General features: G+C 71.6%; 1 protein-coding gene. It reads left to right on the top strand.

What is annotated here, in order from left to right; all coding sequences use genetic code 11:
• Window positions 1-75: 75 nt before the first annotated feature.
• On the top strand, window positions 76-24,915 hold the full coding sequence (locus OG897_RS19825; RefSeq protein ID WP_266658533.1) for a non-ribosomal peptide synthase/polyketide synthase: 24,840 nt from the start codon (window positions 76-78) through the stop codon (window positions 24,913-24,915).
• Window positions 24,916-24,918 lie beyond the last annotated feature (3 nt).

Below are 24,918 nucleotides of genomic sequence, written 5' to 3'. Positions count from 1 at the left end.
GTTAAACATGGTCGTGTTGTCACTCGGCAATTCTCTTCCGTGCTTGTTCGATCATTTCATTGAGGGTGAGTGGTTGTGTCTGACCTTCGGGGCGCCCTTCTGCCGTTGACCGCTGCCCAGTCGGGCGTCTGGTACGCGCAGCAGTTGAATCCGCAGAACACGATCTTCAACACCGGGGAATTCCTGGAAATCGACGGCCCGGTCGACGTGGCCCTGTTCGAGGCCGCGCTCCGGCGCGTCGTCACCGAGGCCGAGACGCTGCGTCAGCGGTTCGTCGAGACCGACGACGGCCCGGCGGTGCGGATCGTTCCTGCGGGCAGCCTCGACTGGTCCCTGCACGTCGTCGACGTCAGCGGCGAGAGCGACCCCTGGGCCGCCGCCCGCGCCTGGATGGCCGAGGACTTCGCACGCCCCCTGGACACCGCGCGCGACCAGCTCTTCCTCTTCGCCCTCTTCAAGGTCGCCGAGGACCGTCACCTCTGGCTGCACCGCTACCACCACCTGCTGGTCGACGGCTTCACCGTCAACATGGTCGTCCGGCGGACCGCGGCCGTGTACTCGGCGCTGGTGGCCGGCGAGCAGATACCGGAAGGACCGTTCGCCCCGCTGGCGCAGCTGCACGCGGAGAAGGACGCCTACCGGGACTCCGAGCGGTTCGGCACCGACCGCGCCTACTGGATCGACCGGCTCAAGGAGTGCCCCGAGCCGGTCAGTCTCTCCGGCGAACAGCCCTCCCTGGCCACGTCCCTGGCGCGACGCACCGCCCACCTCGACGCCCAGGACACCGACCGGCTGCGCGCGCTGGCGAGCGACGCCTCCGTCACCTGGCCGCCCGCCCTGATCGCGGCCGTCGCCGCCTGGATGCAGCGGCTCACGGGCGCCCCCGAGATCGTGCTCGGCCTGCCGGTCTCCACCCGGCTCGGCAAGAGCGCCCGCAGCGTGCCCGGCATGGTCTCCAACGTGCTGCCCCTGCGGGTCGCGATCAAGCCGGGAATCACGGTCGAGGAGCTCCTGCACCAGGTCTCCGCGGAGATGCGCGCCGCGCTGAAGCACCAGCGCTACCAGTTCGAGGACCTGCGCAGGGACCTCGGCATGCTCGCCGACGACCGGCGGCTGGTCGGTCCGCACGTGAACATCATGATGTTCGACTACGACCTCACCTTCGCCGGACATTCCGCCAGGCCGCACAACCTCTCCATCGGCCCCGCCGACGACATCTCCTTCATCGTGTACGACCGGGGCACCGGCGGAGGACTGCAGATCGACTTCGACGCCAACCCCGACCTGTACGGCGACGACAGAATCCAGGCGTACCAGGGCACGTTCCTCGACTTCCTGCGCCGGCTCGGCAGCGCCGCCCCCGACCGCCCGGTGGACTCCATCGAGCTGGACACCGAGGGGCTCGCGCCGCGGTGCGAGGCGCCTGCCACCGAGGCCCCGGCGCTCGCCACGGGAAGCGCCGGGGCCCGTGGCCCGCGCACCACCGAGGAGGAGGTCCTGTGCCGGCTCTTCGCCGAGGTGCTCGGCGAGGCCCACGTCACGGTGGACGACAACTTCTTCCTGCTGGGCGGCAGTTCACTGCAGGTGACACGTCTCGTCGGCCGGATTCGCAAGGATCTGAAGGCCGAGCTGACGCTGCGGACCGTCTTCGAGAACGCCACGGTCGCCTCCCTCGCCGAGGCACTCGGCTTCGCCGCAGGAGCCCGTCAGTCCCTCACCAAGCGGCTCAGGCCGCGGGTACTTCCGTTGTCCGCAGCACAGAACCGGCTGTGGTTCCTCAACCAGATGGAGCGCGGCGGGGCCACGTACAACGACGGGCTCACCGTCGAACTGGCCGGCCGGCCCGACACCGATGCGCTGCGCGCCGCCCTCGGCGACGTCGTCGCACGCCACGAGAGCCTGCGCACCGTCTTCCCGGTCCAGGACGGCGCCCCGTACCAGCACATTCGCACGCCTGCCGACGCGCTCCCCGAGCTTCTCGTCGCGAACGCCACCGCCGACAGCCTCGACGGTGAGCTCGCGGCCGCGGCCGCCCGCGGATTCAACCTGGCCGTGGAGATCCCGGTACGCGCCCACCTGTTCACGCTCGCCCCCGAGCAGCACGTCCTGCTGGTCGTCGTGCATCACATCGCGGGCGACGGCTGGTCGGTGGCACCGTTCACCCGTGACCTGAGCCACGCGTACGCGTCCCGACTGAGCGGTGGCGCACCGGAGTTCACCCCGCTGCCCGTGCAGTACGCCGACTACTCCCTCTGGCAGCACGACCTGCTCGGCGACGAGAACGACCCGCAGAGTGTGCTCTGCCAGCAGATCGCCCATTGGAAGGAAGCGCTCGCCGGACTTCCCGAGGAGCTGACGCTCCCCACCGACCGCCCCCGCCCGGCCGTCGCCGGCCATCAGGGCGGCCACCTCGACTTCCGGCTCGGTGCGCGGACGCACGAGCGTCTCGTCGCCCTCTCCCGGGAGAGCGGTGCCAGTGTGTTCATGGTGGCGCAGGCCGCGCTCGCCGCGCTGCTCGGCCGGCTCGGTGCGGGTGAGGACATTCCTGTCGGTACGGTCATCGCGGGGCGTACGGACGAGGCGTTGGACGATCTGGTCGGGTTCTTCGTGAACACGCTGGTGCTGCGTACGGATCTGTCGGGTGATCCGTCGTTCCGTGAGCTGGTGGAGCGGGTCCGGGAGACGGACCTGGCGGCGTACGCGAACCAGGACGTGCCCTTCGAGCGGCTGGTGGAGGTCCTCAACCCGGTCCGTTCCCTGGCCCGCCACCCCCTCGCCCAGGTCACGCTCGCCATGGAGGACAACCAGGCGCCGGTGCTCGACTTCCCGGGACTTGTCGCGACGGCCCGGAACCTGGAGACCGACACCGCCAAGTTCGACCTTTCCTTCCGGCTGGGGGAGCGCTTCACCGACGGCGGCGGGCCCGCCGGGGTCGAAGGCCGGATCGAGTTCGCACTCGACCTGTTCGACCACGAGACCGTGCGCACCGTCGGTGACCGGTTCCTGCGCCTGTTCGACGCCCTCGTCGCCGCCCCCGACACCCCCATAGGTGCCGTCGGCATCCTCGCCGACGACGAGCGGGACCGTGTTCTGGTGGGCTGGAACGACACCGCGGTCGACGTGCCGTACGCGACCGTCCCCGAGCTCTTCGCCGCGCAGGTCACCGCCACCCCCGACGCCACCGCCCTCGTCTTCGAGGACACCTCGCTGACCTACCGCGAACTCGACACGCGGGCGGCGCGGCTCGCCCGGCTGCTGCACGACCGCGGCGTGGGCCGGGGCAGCCCGGTGGCCGTGGCGCTCGGCCGCTCCGTCGACACGATCGTCTGCCTCCTCGCGACGATGAAGGCGGGTGCGGTATACGTGCCGGTCGACCCGGCCTACCCCGCCGAGCGGATCGCGTACATCCTCGGCGATGCCCGGCCCGCCGTCGTCCTCAGCAGCACCGCGCTCCGGTCCGCGCTGCCGGACGACGGTCTTGAGCGACTGCTGCTCGACGAGGTGCAGCTCCCCCCGGACGGCCTTGCAGCGGGCGAACTCCAGCCGCTGGACGCCGCGTACATCATCTACACCTCGGGCTCCACCGGCCGCCCCAAGGGCGTCGTCGTCAGCCACGCGGGTGTCGCCAGCATGACCGCCGCTCACCGCGCCGCCTTCGGGGGCGGCCCCGGCCACCGGGTCCTGCAGTTCTCCTCGCCCAGCTTCGACGCCTCGATCTGGGAGATCCTCACCACCCTGCTGTCCGGATCCGCGCTGGTCCTGGCCCCCACCGAGCGGCTGGCCGCCGGTGAACCCCTCGCCGGACTCCTCACCCAGCAGCAGGTCACCCATGCGACCCTGCCGCCCGTCGTGCTCGCCGCCATGGGCGACGCCCGCCTTCCCGAGGGCATGAGCCTGGTCACCGCCGGTGAGGCATGCTCCACCGAGCTCGTCGGCCGCTGGTCCGCGGGCCGTCGCATGGTCAACGCCTACGGCCCCACCGAGTCGACGGTCTGCGCGACCATGAGCGGCCCCCTCCAGCAGGGCACCGGCGCCCCGCCGATCGGCCGCCCCATCACCAACACCCGTGTGTACGTGCTCGACGCCACCCTGCAACCGGTGCCGGCCGGAGTGCCGGGCGAGCTGTACCTCACCGGGGCCGGTCTGGCCCGCGGCTATCTCGGCCGCCCCGGGCTGACGGCCGAACGCTTCGTGGCCGATCCGTTCGGCGCCCCCGGCGCCCGGATGTACCGCACCGGCGACCTCGTCCGCTGGACCGCCGGGGGAGAGCTGCAGTACCTCGGCCGGGCGGACGACCAGGTCAAGATCCGCGGATTCCGGATCGAGCTCGGCGAGATCGAAGCCGTCCTCGTCGGGCACGGGAGCGTCGCCCAGGGCGCCGTGATCGTCCGTGAGGACCGTCCGGGCGACAAGCGCCTCGTGGCCTATGCCGTGCCGGGCGCCGGCGACTCCATCGACCCCGCCGGGCTGCGCGCGCACATCGCGGCCACACTGCCCGACTACATGGTCCCCGCTGCCGTCCTCGTGCTCGACTCCCTGCCGGTGACCACGAACGGCAAGCTCGACCGCAGGGCGCTCCCCGCCCCGGACTTCGGCGGTACGGGCGCGGGCCGGACGCCGCGCACCCGCCAGGAGACCGTGCTGTGCGCCCTGTTCGCCGAGGTGCTCGACGCCACGGCAGTCTCCATCGACGACGGCTTCTTCGACCTCGGTGGCCACTCGCTCCTCGCCACCCGGCTGATCAGCCGCATCCGTACCGTCCTCGGGGTCGAACTCACCGTGCGCGCACTCTTCGAGACCCCCACCGTGGCTGCGCTCGCCGCCGCCCTCGACGGCGCGCAGGGCGCTCGCGAGCCCGTGCGCCCGCGTCGGCGCCCCGCAGCGATCCCCCTCTCGCACGCACAGCGCCGGCTCTGGTTCCTCGGTCACTTCGAGGGCCCCAGCGGCACCTACAACCTGGGCCTCTCCCTGAGGCTGCGTGGCCGCCTCGACACGGCCGCGCTGGAAGCCGCACTCACGGATGTGACGACACGTCATGAGGCGCTGCGCACGATCTTTCCCGATGTGGACGGCCACCCCCGGCAGCTCGTCCTCGACGCCGCCGACCCGGCCGCCCGGCTGCGGCTGCACCGCGTCGATGCCACCCCCGAAACGCTCGACGACGTCCTGGCGCGCACTGCGGCCGAGGGCTTCGAGGTGGTCCGTGAGATCCCGGTCCGCGCCCATCTGATCACCCTCACGCCGGAGGACCACGTCCTGCTCGTGGTGGTGCATCACATCGCGGGTGACGGCTGGTCGCTGGCGCCTCTGGCCCGTGATCTGGGTGTGGCGTACGCGGCTCGTGTGTCGGGTGGTGTGCCTGAGTTTGATGCTCTGCCGGTGCAGTACGCGGATTACACGTTGTGGCAGCGGGAGGTTCTCGGTGCCGAGGACGATCCGGTGAGTGAGCTGTCGCGGCAGGTGGACTACTGGCGGGGTGCGCTGGCGGGGCTGCCGGAGGAGCTGACGCTGCCCGCGGACCGTCCGCGTCCGGCGGAGATGAGCCACCGCGGCGACACCGTCGGCTTCCACATCCCGGCCGAACTGCACGCCCGGCTCGGCGAACTCGCCCGTACGACCGGCACGAGCCTGTTCATGGTCGTCCAGGCGGCACTCGCCACCCTGCTGCACCGCCTCGGCGCCGGCACGGACATCGCGCTCGGGTCGCCCGTCGCGGGGCGTACGGACGAGGCGTTGGACGATCTGGTCGGGTTCTTCATCAATACGCTGGTGCTGCGTACGGATCTGTCGGGTGATCCGTCGTTCCGTGAGCTGGTGGAGCGGGTCCGGGAGACGGACCTGGCGGCGTACGCGAACCAGGACGTGCCCTTCGAGCGGCTGGTGGAGGTCCTCAATCCGGCCCGCTCCATGGCCCGCCACCCGCTCTTCCAGGTCTCGCTGCAGTTGCAGAACATTCCGTCGGCCGAACTCGAACTGCCCGGCGTGGCAGTGAGCCGGCAGCCGGTCCGTCTGGACACCGCGAAGTTCGACCTCTCGTTCACTCTCGCCGAGGCGGCGGACGGTCTGGCGGGGAGCGTGGAGTTCGCGGTCGATCTGTTCGACCGGGTGTCGGTGGAGGGGATCGCCGGGCGGCTGGTACGGGTGCTGGAGGCGGTGGGCGCCGATCCGGGGGTACGGGTCGGCGCGGTGGAGGTGCTGTCGTCCGGCGAGCGGGAGCTGGTGCTCGGGCCGTGGGCAGGTGCGCGGCAGGTGGTGGAGCCGGTGTCGTTCCACGGTCTGTTCGAGGCATGGGTGGAGCGGACTCCCCACGCGCCGGCCGTGGCGGGTGCGGGGTTGGTGTTGTCGTACGCGCGGGTGGAGGAGCGGGCGAACCGTTTGGCGCACTGGCTGATGGGCCGGGGCGTGGGCCCGGAGGGTGTGGTGGCGTTGGTGCTGCCGCGCTCCGTGGACATCGTGATCGCGCAGCTTGCGGTGCTGAAGGCGGGAGCGGCGTACCTGCCGGTGGACCCGGACTACCCCGCGGAGCGGATCGCCTACATGCTTCAGGACGCACACCCGGTCCTCGTCCTGAGGGAACTGCCCGCGCTGGACGACGAGATCTCGGCTGCGCGGCCCGGTGTGGTGGTGTCCCCGTCCAGTCCTGCGTACGTGATCTACACATCGGGGTCGACGGGCCGCCCCAAGGGCGTGGTGGTCACGCATGGTGGTGTGGGGAGTTTCGCGGCCACCGGGGTGGAGCGTTTCGCGGTGGACGCGGAGAGCCGGGTGCTGCAGTTCGCCTCGCCGAGCTTCGACGCGTCGGTGCTGGAACTGGTGATGACGTTCGCGGCGGGTGCCACATTGGTGGTGCCCGCGCCGGGTCCGCTGGCCGGTGAGGTACTGACCCAGGTGCTGGTCTCGCAGGACATCACCCACGCTTTGATTCCGCCGGCGGCGCTGGCGAGTGTTGCGCAGGGCGGCTTCCCGCGTTTCCGTTCGCTGATCGTGGGAGGCGACGCCACGTCGGCGGAGCTGGTGGACCGGTGGGCGCCGGGGAGGCGCATGGTCAACGCGTACGGGCCGACCGAATCGACGGTTGCGGCCACGATGTCCGCGCCGCTGGTGGCCGGATCCGGTGTTCCGGGGATCGGCACCCCTGTGCTCAACACCCGTACCTACGTTCTGGACGGTGCTCTGCGTCCGGTCGTACCGGGAGTGGCGGGGGAGTTGTATGTCGCGGGTGCGGGGCTGGCCCGGGGCTATCTCGGTCGCCCGGGGCTGACGGCGGAGCGGTTCGTCGCCGACCCGCACGGCCTGGCGGGCACCCGGATGTATCGCACGGGTGATGTGGTGCGCTGGTCCCGCACCGGTGAGCTGGAGTATCTGGGCCGTACGGACGATCAGGTGAAGGTGCGCGGATTCCGGATCGAGCTCGGTGAGATCGAGACCGTTCTGGGCGGCCACGACACGGTGGGCCAGGTCGCGGTGGTCGTGCGGGAGGACCAGCCCGGCGTCAAGCGCCTGGCCGCCTACCTCGTCCCCGCACCCGGTGGGGTTCTTGCCCTGGACGTGCTGCGGGCGCATGTCGCGGCCACGCTGCCGGACTACATGGTCCCCTCCGCCTTCGTGGTCCTCGACGCGCTTCCCCTGACCGTCAACGGCAAACTCGACCGCAAAGCCCTCCCGCTGCCCGAGTACACCGGGGCCGGTCAGGGGCGGCTGCCCCGCAGTGCCCGGGAAGAGACCCTCTGCGGCATCTACGCCGAGCTGCTCGGTCTCGATTCCGTTTCCGCCGACGACAGCTTCTTCGAGCTGGGCGGCGACAGCATCGTGTCGATTCAGCTGGTGAGCCGGGCGCGGAGGGCGGGGTTGGTGTTCTCTGCGCGTGAGGTGTTCCAGCACCGGACGCCGGAGGCACTTGCTGTCGTTGCGCAGGGTGTGTCGGCGGAGCGTGCCGAGGAGCCGGAGGCGGGTCTGGGGGCGGTGGTGGAGACGCCGATCGTGGGGTGGCTGCGTGAGCTGGGCGGTTCCGCGGACGGGTTCAACCAGGCGATGTTGTTGCGGACGCCGGCGGGGGTGACGTTCGAGGGTCTGGAGTCGGCGCTTCAGGTGCTGCTGGACCGTCACGATGTCCTGCGTTCGCGTTTGGTCCGTGCGGAGGGTGCCTGGGGTCTGGAGGTGGCGCGGCCGGGGTCGGTGCGTGCGGGGGATGTGCTGTGCCGGGGCGAAGGTGGCATCAGCGCTGGGGCGCGTGCCGCGCAGTTGCGGCTGGCTCCGGAGGCCGGGGTGATGGTGCAGGCGGTGTGGTTCGAGGATGCGGGCCGGCTGTTGCTCATGGTCCATCACCTGGTGGTGGACGGGGTGTCCTGGCGGGTGCTGCTGCCGGATCTGGCGCAGGCGTATGCGGGTGGGGAGCTGGAGGCGACGGGTACGTCGTTCCGGCGCTGGGCGCGGGAGTTGCATGCCCTGGCTGCGGAGCGTGCGGCCGAACTCCCGCTCTGGGAAGCCGTGCTGGCCGGTGGGGAGCCGCTGATCGGTGCCCGGCCGCTGGACCCGGAGGTCGATACGGCCTCCACCGTCCGGCATCTTTCCCTCACTCTCCCCGCCGACGTCACCGGACCGCTGCTCACGCAGATTCCGGCCCTGTTCCACGCGGGCGTCAATGACGTCCTGCTCACCGCGTTCACCCTCGCTGTCACGGAGTGGCGCGGCACGGGCTCCGGCAGTGTTCTCGTGGATCTCGAAGGACACGGCCGTGAGGACGTTGTCGAGGGAGTGGACACGTCCCGGACCGTGGGCTGGTTCACCAGCATGTTCCCGGTCCGGCTCGACGCGGCGGGAGCCGGTGACCCCGGCCGTGCCCTCAAGGCGGTCAAGGAGCAGCTGCACGCCCTGCCCGACAACGGCATCGGCTACGGCCTGCTGCGGTATCTGAACCCGGAGACCTCCGGCGTTCTGTCCCAACTGCCCACCCCGCAGCTCGGGTTCAACTACCTGGGCCGCTTCGACGCGGCTGAGGGCGGGGCGGCTGCCGACTGGGCCCTGTGCTCCGACGCCGACCTCGGTGACGGCCGGGACCCCGGCATGCGTCTCACCCATGCGCTCGACCTCAACGCCGTCACCCAGGACCATGCGGAGGGGCCGCGCCTGGTCGCCGACTGGTCCTGGCCGGACGCGCTGTTCACCGAGGACGAGGTGCGTACGCTCGCCGAGGGATGGTTCCGTGCCCTGCGGTCCCTCGCCGCTCAGGCGGCCGACCCCGATGCGGGTGGGCTCACCCCCAGTGACCTGCGGCCGATGGTCTCGGTGACCCAGAAGCAGCTCGACGGGTTCGAGACCGAGTACGGCCTCCTCACCGACGTACTGCCGCTCTCCCCGCTCCAGCAGGGCCTCTTCTTCCATGCCGTCTACGACGAGCAGGGCGACGACGTCTACACCGTCCAACTCGCCCTCGACATCGAGGGACCGCTGCGTGCCGAAGCCCTTCGGTCAGCCGCCCACGCCCTGCTCGGCCGCCATGGCGGCCTGCGGGCCGCGTTCCGGCACGAAGGACTCGACGCGGCACTCCAGATCATCCCCGTAGGATTCGAACTCCCCTGGCAGGACGTCGACCTGACGATTCTTCCCCAGGAGGAGCGCGAGCCGGCACTGCGCCGCTGGATGACCGAGGACCGGGCCGTGCGCTTCGACCCGGCACGCCCGCCGTTGATGCGTTTCGCGCTGCTGAGGACGGGCGCCGACCGGCACCGGCTGGTCGTCACCAACCACCACATCCTGCTCGACGGCTGGTCCATGCCCGTCCTGGTCAAGGAGCTGCTGACGCTGTACGGCAGCTCCGGGGACGGCGCCGCCCTGCCGCGTGTGACCCCGAACCGGGACTACCTGGCGTGGGTGGCCGCACAGGACCGTACCGTCGCGACGAGCGCCTGGCGGCAGGTCCTCGACGGCCTCGACGAGCCGACCCTGGTGGCCCCCGCGGGCCGTGACGGCAGCCCCGCCGCCCCCGACCGCGTCACGGTGGACCTCCCGGCCGCCCTCACCGAGCGGCTCACCGCTGTCACCCGCACCGGAGGGGTCACCCTCAACACCCTCTTCCAGGCCGCCTGGGCGATGGTGGTGGGTCAGCTGACCGGCCGTCAGGACGTGGTGTTCGGCGGTACGGTCTCGGGCCGTCCCCCGCAGATACCGGGCATCGAGTCGATGGTCGGGCTCTTCATCAACACCCTTCCGGTACGGGTCCGGCTGGACCCGTCTGAGACCCTCGCCGCACTCCTCGGCAGGCTCCAGGACCAGCAGGCCGGGCTCATGGACCACCAGTACCTCGGCCTGACCGACATCCAGCAGACGGCGGGTCTGGGCGAACTCTTCGACACCCTGGTGGTGTTCGAGAACTACCCGCTCGACGCGGACGTGCTGGAGGTCGGGGGCGGGCTCCTCGTCACCGGCATCGAGGGCCACGACGCCACCCACTACCCGCTCATCCTCACTGCCGTACCCGGTGAACGCCTCCAGCTGCGGCTGGACTTCCGCACCGACCTCTTCGACGCCACCGCGGCGGACGCGCTGATGGGCAGGCTCGTACGGTTCCTGGAGAACGCTCCCGAGCAGTACGACACCCCCGTCGGCCGGCTCTGCCTGCTCGGCGCGCAGGAGCGGCACCAGCTGCTCGTCACCTGGAACGAAACCCAGCAGAACGAGTCCGAGGGCCGGTCGGTCCCCGAACTCTTCGCCGACCTCGCGGCCTGGTCACCGAACAGCGAGGCCGTCGTCTCCGACACGGGAGTGCTCTCCTTCGGCGAACTCGACGCCCGTGCCAACCGTCTCGCGCACCACCTCATCGCCATCGGCGTACGGCCCGAGGACCGGGTGGCGCTTCGCATGGAGCGCTCGTCCGACCTGGTGGCGGCCGTGCTGGCAGTCCTGAAGGCGGGTGGCGTGTACGTGCCGCTCGACCCGCGCTTCCCCGATTCCCGCGTGCGGCACATCCTCGCCGAGACGGGCGCGAACGTTCTGATCACCGATGCGGTGTCCGCCCCCTCCGGCGCCACGGCAGACGGGCCGTCGGGCCCGACGTCGGACCTGACGGTGATCGAGGCCGGTTCGGTCCTGACCTCACCTGACCACCCCACGCACGATCCGGGTGTCACGGTACGTCCGGACCAGCTGGCCTACGTGATGTTCACCTCCGGCTCCACCGGTCTCCCCAAGGGGGTCGGCGTCACCCACCGCGACATCGCCGCACTGGCAGCCGACCGCCGGTTCGAGTTCGGGCACGACCGGGTGCTGATGCATTCGCCGACCGCGTTCGACGCTTCCACCTACGAGCTGTGGGTGCCGCTGCTCGGCGGCGGCCGGATCGTCGTCGCCGCGCCGGGCGACCTCGATGCGGTACGTCTGCGGGAGACCATCACGCGCCACGGAATCACCGCGCTCTGGCTGACCGCAGGACTGTTCCGGCTGATCGCCGAGGAGGGGCCGGGCTGCCTTGCCCGCCTCAACCAGGTGTGGACGGGCGGAGACGTGGTGCCCGCCGCGGCGGTGCGCCGGGTGCTCGACGCCTGCCCCGGTCTCGTCGTGGTGGACGGCTACGGGCCCACCGAGACCACGACCTTCGCCACGACGTACACGATCAGGTCCGCGGCCGATATCCCGCACACCGTTCCCATCGGCCGGCCACTGGAGTCCATGCGGGTGTACGTCCTGGATGCGGGTCTGCGGCCGGTGCCGGTGGGGGTTGCGGGGGAGTTGTATCTGGCGGGTTCGGGTCTGGCGCGTGGGTATCTGGGGCGTCCGGGGCTGACGGCCGAGCGTTTCGTGGCTGATCCGTTCGGTGCGTCTGGTACGCGGATGTACCGGACGGGTGACCTGGTGCGGTGGAGTGCGCAGGGGCAGGTGGAGTATCTGGGCCGTACGGACGATCAGGTGAAGGTGCGTGGTTTCCGGATCGAGCTCGGTGAGGTCGAGGCGGTGCTGGCGGGTCATCCGGCGGTGGCGCAGGGTGCTGTGGTGGTCCGTGAGGACCGGCCCGGTGATCAGCGGATCGTGGCGTACAGCGTTCTGGTGCCGGGTGTTGCCGTTGACCCGGCGGAGTTGCGTGCCCGTCTGGCGGCCGCTCTGCCCGAGTACATGGTGCCGTCCGCCTTCGTGACCCTGGACGCGCTGCCGCTGACCGCCAACGCGAAGGTCGACCGCAAGGCGCTGCCGACCCCCGAGCTCGCCGGTTCGCCGGTAGGCCGGCCGCCGCGCAACGCTCAGCAGGAAATCCTCTGCGCCCTCTTCGCCGAAGTGCTGGGTCTGCCCGGGGTCTCCATCGACGACAGCTTCTTCGACCTCGGCGGGCATTCCCTGCTCGCCACCCGGCTGGTCAGCCGCATCCGTTCGGTGTTCGGCGCCGAACTCGCCGTCCGCACCCTCTTCGAGGCACCCACCGCCGCCCTCCTCGCGGGGCGGCTCGCCGACGCAGGCCGGGCCCGCCAGGCGCTGACCTCCCGCAAGAGGCCCGAGGAGATCCCGCTGTCCCCGGCCCAGCGCCGCCTCTGGTTCCTGAACCGCTTCGAGGGCCCCGGTTCCACCTACAACCTGCCGATGGCCCTGCGGCTCTCCGGCACCCTCGACCGGGCCGCGCTGCGACACGCTCTGGGAGATGTGGTCGTACGGCACGAGAGCCTGCGCACCGCCTTCCCCGAGATCGACGGACGGCCCCGCCAGCTCGTCCTGCCCGCCGGGGTGGCCCGGCCGGACCTGCCCGTCACCCGCGTCACGGCGGCCGGTCTCGACGAGGCGCTCGACGAGACCGCCGCCCAGGGCTTCGACCTCTCCGTCGAGCCGCCTCTGCGCGCCCGGTTGTTCCAGATCACCGGCGCCGCAGCACGAACCGACGACGCCGCCACCGATCACGTACTGCTCGTCGTGGTGCACCACATCGCGGGCGACGGCTGGTCGCTGGCCCCCTTCGCCCGGGACCTGGGCCACGCCTACGACGCCCGGCGCTCGGGCGCGGCACCGGCCTGGGAGCCGCTGCCGGTCCAGTACGCCGACTACACCCTGTGGCAACGCGAGGTGCTCGGCGACGAGAGCGACCCTGCGAGCCCGCTGGCCCAGCAGATCGACCACTGGCGGACCGCACTCGCGGGACTGCCCGAGGAGCTCGCGCTGCCCGCGGACCGGGCTCGTCCCGCCGAGGTGAGCTACCGGGGCGGAAGCGTCCCGCTGCGGCTCTCTGCCGAGGTGCACAGCCGGATCGTCGCGGTGGCCCGCGAGAGCCACGCGAGCGTCTTCATGGTCGTGCAGGCCGCGCTCGCCACGCTGCTCGGACGGCTCGGCGCCGGTGACGACATCCCCATCGGCAGCGTCATCGCGGGCCGTACCGACGAAGCCCTCGACGACCTGGTCGGGTTCTTCGTGAACACGCTGGTGCTACGCACGGACCTGTCGGGCGACCCGACCTTCCGCGAGCTGGTGGAACGGGTCAGGGAGAGCGACCTCGCCGCCTACGCCCACCAGGACGTCCCCTTCGAGCGTCTGGTGGAGGTCCTCAACCCGGCCCGCTCGCTGGCCCGCCACCCGCTGTTCCAGGTCATGCTGGCGTTCCAGAACAACGCCGAAGCCACCCTGGACCTGGACGGTCTGAGGGTCACCGCGCAGCCCGTGGGGAGCGCCGCCGCAAAGTTCGACCTGCTGTTCTCCCTGGAGGAGACCTTCGCGGCGGACGGCGGCCCGGCCGGTCTGGGAGGCGTCGTCGAGTACGCGGCCGACCTGTTCGACCGTGCGACCGCAGAGGCCATCGGCGACCGGCTGGCGCGGGTGCTCGACACTGTTACCGCCGACCCCGGAGCCCGCGTCGGCTCGGTCGACATCCTCGCCGGTGACGAGCGTCGTCGCGTACTCACCGAATGGAACGACACCGACCGTGAGGTCCCGGCAGCCACCCTGCCCGAGCTGTTCCAGGCCCAGGCCGCCCGTACGCCCGGCAACGCGGCGGTGGGACACGCGGACACCGAACTCACCTACGCCGAACTCAACGCACGCGCCAACCGTGTTGCCCGGCTGCTGATCGAACAGGGCGCCGGCCCCGAGCAGTTCGTCGCCCTGGCACTGCCGCGCTCCGCCGACATGATGGTCGCGCTGCTGGCCGTCCTGAAGTCCGGCGCCGCCTATCTGCCGATCGACCCCGGATACCCGGCCGACCGCATCGAGTTCATGCTGGCCGACGCCCGGCCCACACTCGTCCTCACCACCGAGGAGGCCGCCGCGGCACTGCCCCGAGGGACCGACCCACTGGTGCTCGACGGACCCGAACTGCGCGGGAGGATCGCCGGGTTCCCCGACACCGACCCGCACGACGTGGACCGGGCCCGGCCGCTGGACCCGCAGCACCCCGCGTATGTGATCTACACCTCGGGGTCCACCGGCCGGCCCAAGGGCGTCGTGATCACCCACCGGAACGTCGCCGACCTCGCCGCCTGGGCGATCGCCGACATCGGACCCGAGCGGCTCGCGGACGTACTCGCCGCGACTTCGCTCAACTTCGACGTCTCCGTCTTCGAGATGTTCGGCCCGCTGCTCAGCGGCGGACGCATCGAGGTGGTGCGTGACGTGCTCGCCCTGCTGGAGTCCGACGGGCGGGCTTACAGCCTGATCAGTGCGGTCCCGTCGGCCCTCGTGCACGCCCTCGGCCAGGGCAGGGACGCCCGGTTCGGCGCCGGTCTGGTGGTACTCGCGGGTGAGGGCCTCCAGGCCCACACCGCCAACACCATCCGGGCCGCCGTCCCCGGCTGCACGCTCGCCAACATCTACGGGCCGACCGAGGCCACCGTGTACGCGACCGCCTGGTACACGGACACGGACAGCGCGCTCACCCCGCCGATCGGACGTCCGCTGCACAACACCCGCTCGTACGTCCTGGATGCGGGTCTGCGGCCGGTGCCGGTGGGGGTTGCGGGGGAGTTGTATCTGGCGGGTTCGGGTCTGGCGCGTGGGTATCTGGGGCGTCCGGGGCTGACGGCCGAGCGTTTCGTGGCTGATCCGTTCGGTGCGTCTGGTACGCGGATGTACCGGACGGGTGACCTGGTGCGGTGGAGTGCGCAGGGGCAGGTGGAGTATCTGGGCCGTACGGACGATCAGGTGAAGGTGCGTGGTTTCCGGATCGAGCTCGGTGAGGTCGAGGCGGTGCTGGCGGGTCATCCGGCGGTGGCGCAGGGTGCTGTGGTGGTCCGTGAGGACCGGCCCGGTGATCAGCGGATCGTGGCGTACAGCGTTCTGGTGCCGGGTGTTGCCGTTGACCCGGCGGAGTTGCGTGCCCGTCTGGCGGCCGCTCTGCCCGAGTACATGGTGCCGTCCGCCTTCGTGACCCTGGACGCGCTGCCGCTCAACCCGAACGGCAAGCTGGACCGCCGTGCCCTCCCCGCACCCGACTTCGGCTCCGCGGCCGGCACGGGCCGGGCGCCGCGCACCGAGCAGGAGGAGTCGCTCTGCGCGGTCTTCGCGGAAGTGCTCGGTGTGGAGCGGGTCTCCATCGACGACAGCTTCTTCGACCTCGGCGGGCATTCCCTGCTCGCCACCCGCGTGGTCAGCCGCATCCGTTCGCTGTTCGGCGCCGAACTCGCCGTCCGTGCCCTCTTCGAGACCCCGACCGTGGCGGCGCTCACCGAACGCATCGGCGATGCCGCCGACGCCCGCCAGGCCCTGGTGGCCCGGGTCCGCCCGGAATCGGTCCCGCTCTCACCGGCCCAGCGCCGACTGTGGTTCCTCAACCGTTTCGAGGAGCGCAACGGCACTTACAACCTGCCCCTGGCCGTGCGCCTCACCGGCGCCCTCGACCCGGACGCCCTGCGCGAAGCGCTGGCCGACGTGGTCGTGCGCCACGAGAGCCTGCGCACCGTTTTCCCCGACACCGAGGGAAGGCCGCGTCAGCTGGTCCTGCCGCCCGAGCAGGCCCGGCCCGAGCTGCTGCGCACCCCGGGCCTCCATGCCGCCGCGCTCGCCGAAGCCGCGGGCAAGGACTTCGACCTGGCCACCGAGATCCCGCTGCGCGCCCAGTTGTTCGAGATCTCGGCGACCGAACACCTGCTGCTCGTCGTCGTCCACCACATCGCGGGCGACGGCTGGTCCATGGCACCCCTCGCCCGCGACATCGGTGTGGCCTACGACGCCCGGCGCTCGGGCGCGGCACCGGCCTGGGAGCCGCTGCCGGTCCAGTACGCCGACTACACCCTGTGGCAACGCGAGGTGCTCGGCGACGAGAGCGACCCGGGCAGCGGCCTCGCCCGGCAGATCGACTTCTGGCAGCACGCCCTCGGCGCACTGCCCGAGGAGCTCGAACTCCCCGTGGACCGGCCCCGCCCCGCCGAGATGAGTTTCCGCGGCGACACGGTGCCGTGCGAGATTCCGGCCTCGGCGCACGCACCGCTGGCGGAGCTGGCCCGGGAGAGTCGTGCGAGCGTCTTCATGGTCGTGCAGGCCGCGCTCGCCGCGCTGCTCGGACGCCTCGGCGCCGGTGACGACATCCCGATCGGCTCGCCGATCGCCGGCCGTACCGACGAAGCCCTCGACGACCTCGTCGGGTTCTTCGTGAACACGCTGGTGCTGCGCACGGACCTGTCGGGCGACCCGACCTTCCGCGAGCTGGTGGAACGGGTCAGGGAGAGCGACCTCGCCGCCTACGCCCACCAGGACGTCCCCTTCGAGCAGCTCGTCGAGACTCTCAACCCCGAGCGCTCGCTGGCCCGTCACCCCCTGTTCCAGGTCATGCTCTCCCTCCAGAACAACGCGGAGGCGACCCTTCACCTGGACGGCCTGCGGATCGAGCCCGAGCAGGTCACCGTGGACGGGGCCAAGTTCGACCTCTCCTTCCAGCTCGCCGAGACGTTCGCGGCGGACGGCTCCCCGGCCGGCATCGGCGGACGCATCGAGTACGCGACGGACCTCTTCGACCGCGAGACCGTCCAGCAACTGGCCGCCCGCCTGGTGCACCTGATCGGTGCGCTGGTGAGCGGCCCGGACGAGAAGGTGCCCTCGGTGGACGTCCTGACGGCCGACGAACGGCACCAGGTGCTCACCGGCTGGAACGACACCGCCCGCGACGTCCCGGCCGTCACCCTGCCCGAGCTCTTCGAACGGCAGGCGGCGCTGACCCCCGACGCCACCGCCCTGGTCGCCACGGACGGCCGTCTCACCTTCGCCGAACTCGACGCCCGCGCCAACCGCATCGCCCGGCTGCTCGTCCGGCACGGCGTCGGCCCCGAGCAGTACGTCGCCGTGGCCCTGCCCCGGACCACGGACCTGGTGGTGGCCGTGCTCGCCGTCACCAAGGCGGGCGCCGCCTACGTCCCCGTCGACCCGGCACACCCCTCGGACCGGATCGCCCTGCTCCTCCAGGACGTGGGCACTGCCGCCGTTCTCACCGCGGCAAGCACCCGGGACACCGTCCCCGGGGACCGGGGCGGTCTCCGTATCGACCTGGACGACCCGGCTGTCGTCGAAGCACTGCGCGAGCTGCCCGGCACCGCCCCCGGCGATGCCGTACGGAGCGTCCCGCTGCGGCCCGACCACCCGGCGTACGTGATCCACACGTCCGGTTCCACCGGCCGCCCCAAGGGTGTCGTGGTCGCCCACCGCAGCCTCGGCAATCTGTACCACCACCACTTCGAGGAGCTGTACGCGGCCGAGGCGCGGAGCGCCGGCCGTCCGCTGCGCGCAGCCCTCACCGCGGCCGTCTCGTTCGACGCCTCGATCGACCCCCTCCTGTGGATGGTGGCCGGACATGAACTCCACCTGATCGACGACGACGTCCGGCGCGACCCGGCGGAACTCATCGCGTACGTACGCGCAGCGGGCATCGACTTCATGGAGCTCACGCCGTCGTACACGGAACAGCTCCTGGAGGAGGGGCTCGTGCGCGACCCGCAGGCCCGCCCGCGGATCGTCGCGCTGGGCGGTGAGGCCGTGAGCCCGGCCCTGTGGCAGGAGCTCGCCCGGACACCGGGCGTCACCGGCTACAACCTGTACGGTCCCACCGAGGCCACCGTCGACACCCTGACCGCGCGGACCACGGACACGGCACGGCCGCTCGTCGGCCGGCCCGTCACCAACAGCCGCGTGCAGGTGCTCGACGAGTCGCTGCGCCCGGTCGCGCCGGGGGTGGCAGGCGAGTTGTACATCGCGGGTGCGGGTCTGGCCCGCGGCTACCTCGGCAAGTCCGCGCTGACGGCGGAGCGGTTCGTCGCCGACCCGTACGGCCCTCCCGGTGCGCGGATGTACCGCACGGGTGATGTGGTCCGGTGGACCCGGACCGGCGAGCTGGACTATGTGGGCCGCACCGACGACCAGGTCAAGATCCGCGGGTTCCGTATCGAGCCCGGTGAGATCGAGACCGTTCTGTCCCGCTACGAAGGCGCCGCTCAGGCCGCGGTGGTGGTGCGGGAGGACCAGCCCGGCATCAAGCGGCTGGTGGCGTATGTGGTGCCGCGTACCGGTGAGCTGGACCGGGCGGCGGTACGGGCCCACGTGGCCGGGGCGCTGCCCGAGTACATGGTGCCGTCCGCGTTCGTGGAGCTGGCCGCACTGCCGCTGACCGTCAACGGCAAGCTGGACCGCCGCGCGCTGCCGGCCCCGGTGCTCACGGGCGCCGGCACCGGGCGGGCCCCGGGCAACCGGCGCGAGGAGGTGCTATGCCGTCTGTACGGCGAACTCCTCGGTGTGGAACAGGTGTCGGCCGATGACAGCTTCTTCGAGCTGGGCGGCGACAGCATCGTGTCGATTCAGCTGGTGAGCCGTGCGCGGAAGGCAGGGCTGGTGCTCACGGCGCGCGAGGTGTTCCAGCACCGGACGCCCGAGGCGCTGGCTGCGGTTGCCGGGAGTGTGTCGGCGGTGCGGGCCGAGGATTCGACGGCCGGTCTGGGGCGGGTTCCCGAGACGCCGATCGTCGGGTGGCTGCGTGAGCTGGGCGGCCCGGTGGACGGGTTCAACCAGGCGATGCTGCTGCAGACGCCCGCCGATGTGTCGTACGAGCGGCTGGAGTCGGCGCTTCAAGTGCTGCTGGACCACCACGATGTTCTCCGTTCGCGCCTTGTCCGCACCGACGACGCCTGGAGCCTGGAGGTTGCCGAGTCCGGTTCCGTACGGGCGGCGGATGTGCTGTGCCGGGGCGAGGGTGCCATCAGCGCCGGGGCGCGTGCCGCGCGGCGGCGTCTGTCTCCCGAGGCCGGGTCGATGGTGCAGGCGGTGTGGTTCGAGGATGCGGGCCGACTGTTGCTCATGGTCCATCACCTGGTGGTGGACGGGGTGTCCTGGCGGATTCTGCTGCCGGATCTGGCGCAGGCGTACGCGGGTGCGGATCTGGAGCCGACCGGTACCTCGTTCCGGCGCTGGGCGCAGGAGTTGCACGCCCTGGCTGCGGAGCGCGCGGCCGAACTCCCGCTCTGGGAAGCCGTATTGGCCGGAGACGATCCGCTGATCGGTGCCCGTCCGCTCGACCCGGAGATCGACACCGCCTCCACCGTGCAGCACCTCTCCCTCACTCTCCCCACCGACATCACCGGCCCGCTCCTGACCGACGTCGCGGCAAAGTTCCACGCAGGGGTGAACGACGTGCTCCTGACGGGCTTTGCGCTCGCAGTCGCGGAGTGGCGGGGTACGGGCTCCAGCAGTGTCCTCGTCGACCTCGAGGGCCACGGCCGTGAGGACGTCGTCGAGGGAGTGGACACCTCTCGGACCGTCGGCTGGTTCACGAGCATGTTCCCGGTCCGGCTCGACGCAGGGGAGGCGGGGAACACAGGTGACCCGGGCCGCGCCCTCAAGGCGGTCAAGGAGCAGCTGCACGCCCTCCCCGACAACGGCATCGGCTACGGCCTCCTGCGCCGTCTCAACCCGGACACATCCGGCGTCCTCGCTCAACTTCCTTCTCCGCAGCTCGGGTTCAACTACCTGGGCCGCTTCGGCGCCGACGGCGGCGACCCGACCGGAGCGGGCGCCGACTGGGCCCTGCGCTCCGACGCCGACCTCGGTGACGGCCGCGACCCGGAAGGCCGCACCGCGCATGCGCTGGATGTCAATGCCGTCACCCTCGACCATGCCGACGGGCCACAGCTGGTCGCCGACTGGTCATGGCCGGCCGCGCTGTTCACCCAGGACGAGATACGTACCCTCGCCGAGGGCTGGTTCCGTGCCCTTCGGACCATCGCCGCGCACGCGGCCGAACCCGACGCCGGCGGGCTCACACCCGCCGACCTGCGGCCCCTGGTGTCGGTCACCCAGCAGCAGATCGACCGCCTGGAGACCGAACACGGCCGCCTCACCGACATACTTCCGCTCTCCCCCCTCCAGCAGGGCCTCCTCTTCCACGCCGTCTTCGACGAGGACGCCTCGGACGTCTACACCGTCCAGCTCTCCTTCGACATCGAAGGTCCCGTGGACCGGGCGGCGCTCCGAGCCGCCGTGCACACGCTCGTGACCCGGCATGCCAACCTCCGGGCCGGTTTCCGGCACGAGGGACTCGACACACCCGTCCAGGTCATCCCCACCGACTTCGAACTCCCCTGGCAGGAAATCGACCTGACGCCCCTTCCGGAGCACGAGCGCGACGCCGAGGCCGACCGCCTCGTGACCGAGGACCAGACACAGCGCTTTGACCTCGCGGCGCCCCCGTTGATGCGGTTCACCCTCATCACGACCGGCCAGGACCGGCACAGGTTCGCCGTCAGCCACCACCACCTGCTCCTTGACGGCTGGTCCATGCCGGTCTTCCTGGGCGAGCTGTTCACGCTGTACGCACAGGGCACCGGCGCCGCGCTGCCGCGCGTCACCCCCTACCGCGACTATCTCGGCTGGGTGGCCGCACAGGACCGTGAGGCTGCCGAGCATGCGTGGCAGCAGGTCCTGGACGGGCTCGACGAGCCCACCCTCCTTGCCGCCCCCGACCCGTCCCGGGCCCCCGTACTCCCGGTGCGAACCCGACTCGAACTCCCGGAGGAGCAGACCGCCGCGCTGGCGCGCTGGGCGCGGTCGCATGGGGTGACCGTCAATACCGTGGTCCAGGCGGTGTGGGCGATGGTGGTGGGCCAGCTCACCGGCCGTCAGGACGTCGTGTTCGGCGGTACGGTCTCCGGCCGGCCCCCACAGGTCCCCGGCATCGAGTCGATGGTCGGGCTCTTCATCAACACCCTTCCGGTACGGGTCCGGCTGGACCCGTCCGAGACGGTCGGCGCTCTCCTGGAGCGGCTCCAGGACCAGCAGGCCGGCCTCATGGACCACCAGTACCTGCCGCTCGCCGACATCCAGCGGATCGCGGGACAGGGCGAGCTCTTCGACTCCCTCGTCATTTTCGAGAACTACCCGCTCGACGCCGCCGACCTGCGCAAGTCCGCGGGCGGCCTCGGGATCGTCGGGGGTGACAACCACGAGAGCACCCACTATCCGCTCAGCCTCACCGTCAGCCTGGGCCGCTCGCTGGGCCTGGATCTCGCCCACCGGCCCGACCTGCTCGACCGGAGCCACGTCGAGGCGCTCGGAGCCTGCCTGCTGAGGCTCCTCGGCGAGGCCGCCGACCACGCCGAGGAACCGGTGGGCCGGCTGCGGCTGCTGGCACCCCAGCACGAGAAGCTCGTTCTCGGCGACTGGGCGGGCACGGTCGACGCCGGGCACGGCGTCCCACCGCTGACCGAACTGTTCGCGCAGCGGGCCGCCGCGACCCCCGGCGCGACGGCGGTGATCTCCGGGACCGAGCGGATCGGCTACGCCGAACTCGACGCCCGTGCCAACCGCCTGGCCCACCTCCTCGTCTCCCGCGGAGCAGGGCCCGAACGGTACGTCGCCGTGGCCCTGCCCCGGTCGGCGGAGCTGCTGGTCGCGCTGCTCGCCGTCGCCAAGTCCGGCGCCGCCTACGTGCCGCTGGACCCGGAGCATCCCGCGGAGCGGCTCGGTCACATACTGGCGGACGCCCGCCCTTCGCTGCTGCTCACCACCGCTGCCGCCGCAGCCATGCTGCCCACGACGGACGTCCCACCGCTGCTGCTCGACACCCCGGAGACGGCCCAGGAGCTGGCGGAACACCCGGCCGAAGCCCTGGCCGGCGCACCGGCCGACGGCCGGAATCCGGCGTACGCGATCTACACCTCCGGGTCGACCGGCCGGCCCAAGGGCGTCGTGATCTCCCGGGCCGCCCTGGACAACTTCCTCGCCGACATGTCGGCGAGGGTGCCCATGGACGGCACGGACCGGCTCGTCGCCGTCACCACCGTCTCCTTCGACATCGCGGCCCTGGAGCTCTACCTGCCGCTGCTCGCCGGGGCGGGGGTGGTCGTCGCGAGCAAGGACGAAGTTCTCGACCCGAGGGCGCTGGCGGCTCTGATCGGCACCCACGGCGGCACGGTCATGCAGGCCACGCCCTCGCTGTGGCAGACACTGCTCGGCGACGTTCCTGCGGCCCTCGCCGGGCTGCGGATGCTCGTCGGCGGCGAGGCCGTACCCGGAGCCCTCGCCGGGGCGATGGCCGCGGCCGGCCGGCAGGTGATCAACGTGTACGGGCCCACGGAGACGACGATCTGGTCCACCGCCGCCGAACTGGACGGCACCACCGCGGCACCGCCCATCGGGCGGCCCCTCCTCAACACCCGGGTCCATGTGCTCGACGGCGCACTGCGCCCGGTGGCGCCGGGCGTCCCGGGAGAGCTGTACATCGCGGGCGCCGGCCTGGCCCGGGGCTACCTCGGCAGGCCGGGGCAGACCGCGGAACGGTTCGTCGCCTCCCCGTACGGCTTGCCGGGGACGCGGATGTACCGCACCGGTGACGTGGCCCGCTGGGGCGCGGAGGGCGAGCTGGAGTACCTCGGGCGCACCGACTTCCAGGTCAAGGTCCGCGGCTTCCGCATCGAGCTGGGCGAGATCGAGTCGGTCCTGGCACGGCACGCGCAGGTGGCCCGGGTCGCCGTGGTGGTCCGCGAGGACCGGCCGGGCAGCAAAATCCTGGTGGCCTACGTCGTCCCGGCGAGTGCCGCTTGCAACACGGCGGAACTGCGGGCGTACGCCGCCGCGGAACTGCCCGGCTACATGGTCCCGGCCGCGTTCGTCACCCTCGACGCGCTGCCGTTGAACACCAACGGCAAGCTGGACCGCAAGGCGCTGCCCGCACCGGGCTTCGGCGCGCTGCCGGCCGGCCGGGCACCGGTCGGCCCGCGCGAGGAACTGCTCTGCCAGCTCTTCGCCGAGGTGCTCGGTCTGCCCACGGCCGGTGCCGAGGACAGCTTCTTCACCCTCGGCGGCGACAGCATCAGCTCCATCCAGCTGGTCGGCAGGGCCCGCCAGGCGGGTCTGGTGCTGACCCCCCGCGAGGTGTTCCGGCACAAGACCCCCGAGGCGCTCGCGGCGGCCCTGCCCAAGAGCCCGGCCGAACAGGCACCGGCCCCCGACCCGGAGGGCACGGACCCCGCGGTCGGCGCCGTGCCGGCGACCCCGATCATCCGGTGGCTGAGGGAACTGGGCGGCCGTATCGAGGGGTTCAACCAGTCCGTGACCTCACCCGTCCCCGGAGACCTCACCGGTGACCGGCTCGCCGCGGTCATCCAGGTCGTGCTCGACCACCACGACGCACTGCGCGCCAAGCTGGTGCGGACGGACACCGACTGGACGTTGCACATACCGCCGAAGGGAGACGTCCGGGCCCAGGACGTGATCCACCGGGTCGACGTCACGGGGCTCGACAAGCACCGGGTGACGGCGCGCGTCGAGGCGGAGGGCCTCGCCGCGCAGAACCGGCTGGACCCCGACGCCGGGCTGATGGTGCAGGTCGTCTGGTTCGACGCGGGCCCCACCGCTTTCGGCGAGTTGCTGCTGATCGTGCACCACCTCGTGGTCGACGGAGTGTCCTGGCGGATCCTGACGCCTGATCTGATGGCCGCCTACGAAGCGGTCGCGGCCGGACGGGAGCCCGTACTGGAACCGGTGTGGACCTCCTTCCGGCAGTGGGCCCGGAGCCTGGTGGCAGCTGCCGCAGCCCCGGAGCGCACTGCCGAACTGCCGGTCTGGACAGGCATGCTGGCGGGTCGTGTGGAACCGCCGCTCGGAACGCGGGCACTGGATCCCGCCCGGGACATGGCCAAGACCGTGCGCCAGCTCACCGTGACCCTGCCGCCCGAGGTGACGAAGCCGCTGCTGACCACCGTGCCCACTGTTTTCCGGGTCGGCGTGAACGACGTACTGCTCACCGCCTTCGCGCTGGCGGCGACCGAGTGGAACCGCGACCGGGGCCGTCCGGACGACGGCGGCGTACTGCTCGACCTGGAGGGCCACGGCAGGGAGGAGCTGCTGACGGGCACCGTTGTGGAAACGGACATCTCCCGTACGGTCGGCTGGTTCACCAGCCTCTTCCCGGTCCTGCTCGACCCCGGCGTCCCCGACGGCGACTGGGCGGACATCCACTCCGGCGGACCCGCCGTCGGCCGCGCCCTCGCCAGGGTCGCGGGCCGCCTCGCCGAACTGCCCGACAACGGCGCCGGATACGGCCTGTTGCGCTACCTCAACGCCGAGACCGCACCGGCTCTGGCAGCCTTCCCCGCACCGCAGATCGGCTTCAACTACCTCGGCCGGTTCGCCTCCACGGCAGACGGCAACGGCGGCGACGACACAGGCGGTCTCGGCGGCAGTGACGCCGACATGCCCGCCGCGCACGCACTGGAACTGAACGCGCTCACCCAGGACCGCCCGGACGGCTCCCGCCTGGTGGCCACCTGGACCTGGCCGGGCGAGCTGTTCACCGAGGACGAGGTGGCCGCGCTCGCCGAGGGCTGGTTCCGGGCCCTGCGCTCCGTGGTGACCAGGGCCGGCCATCCCGACGCCTCCGCGGTGATCCCGGCGGCACCCCAGCACACCGCGGTGCCTCTGGCACCGCTCCTCGACCTGGACCAGGACGAGATCGACGCATTCGAAGAAGACTTCGGGCTCTGAGTG

Source organism: Streptomyces sp. NBC_00237 (genome assembly GCF_026342435.1).
In the GTDB taxonomy this organism is placed as follows: Bacteria; Actinomycetota; Actinomycetes; order Streptomycetales; family Streptomycetaceae; genus Streptomyces.
The sequence above is the reverse complement of the archived record's forward strand: the minus strand, read 5'-3'. Positions and strand labels throughout refer to the sequence as shown.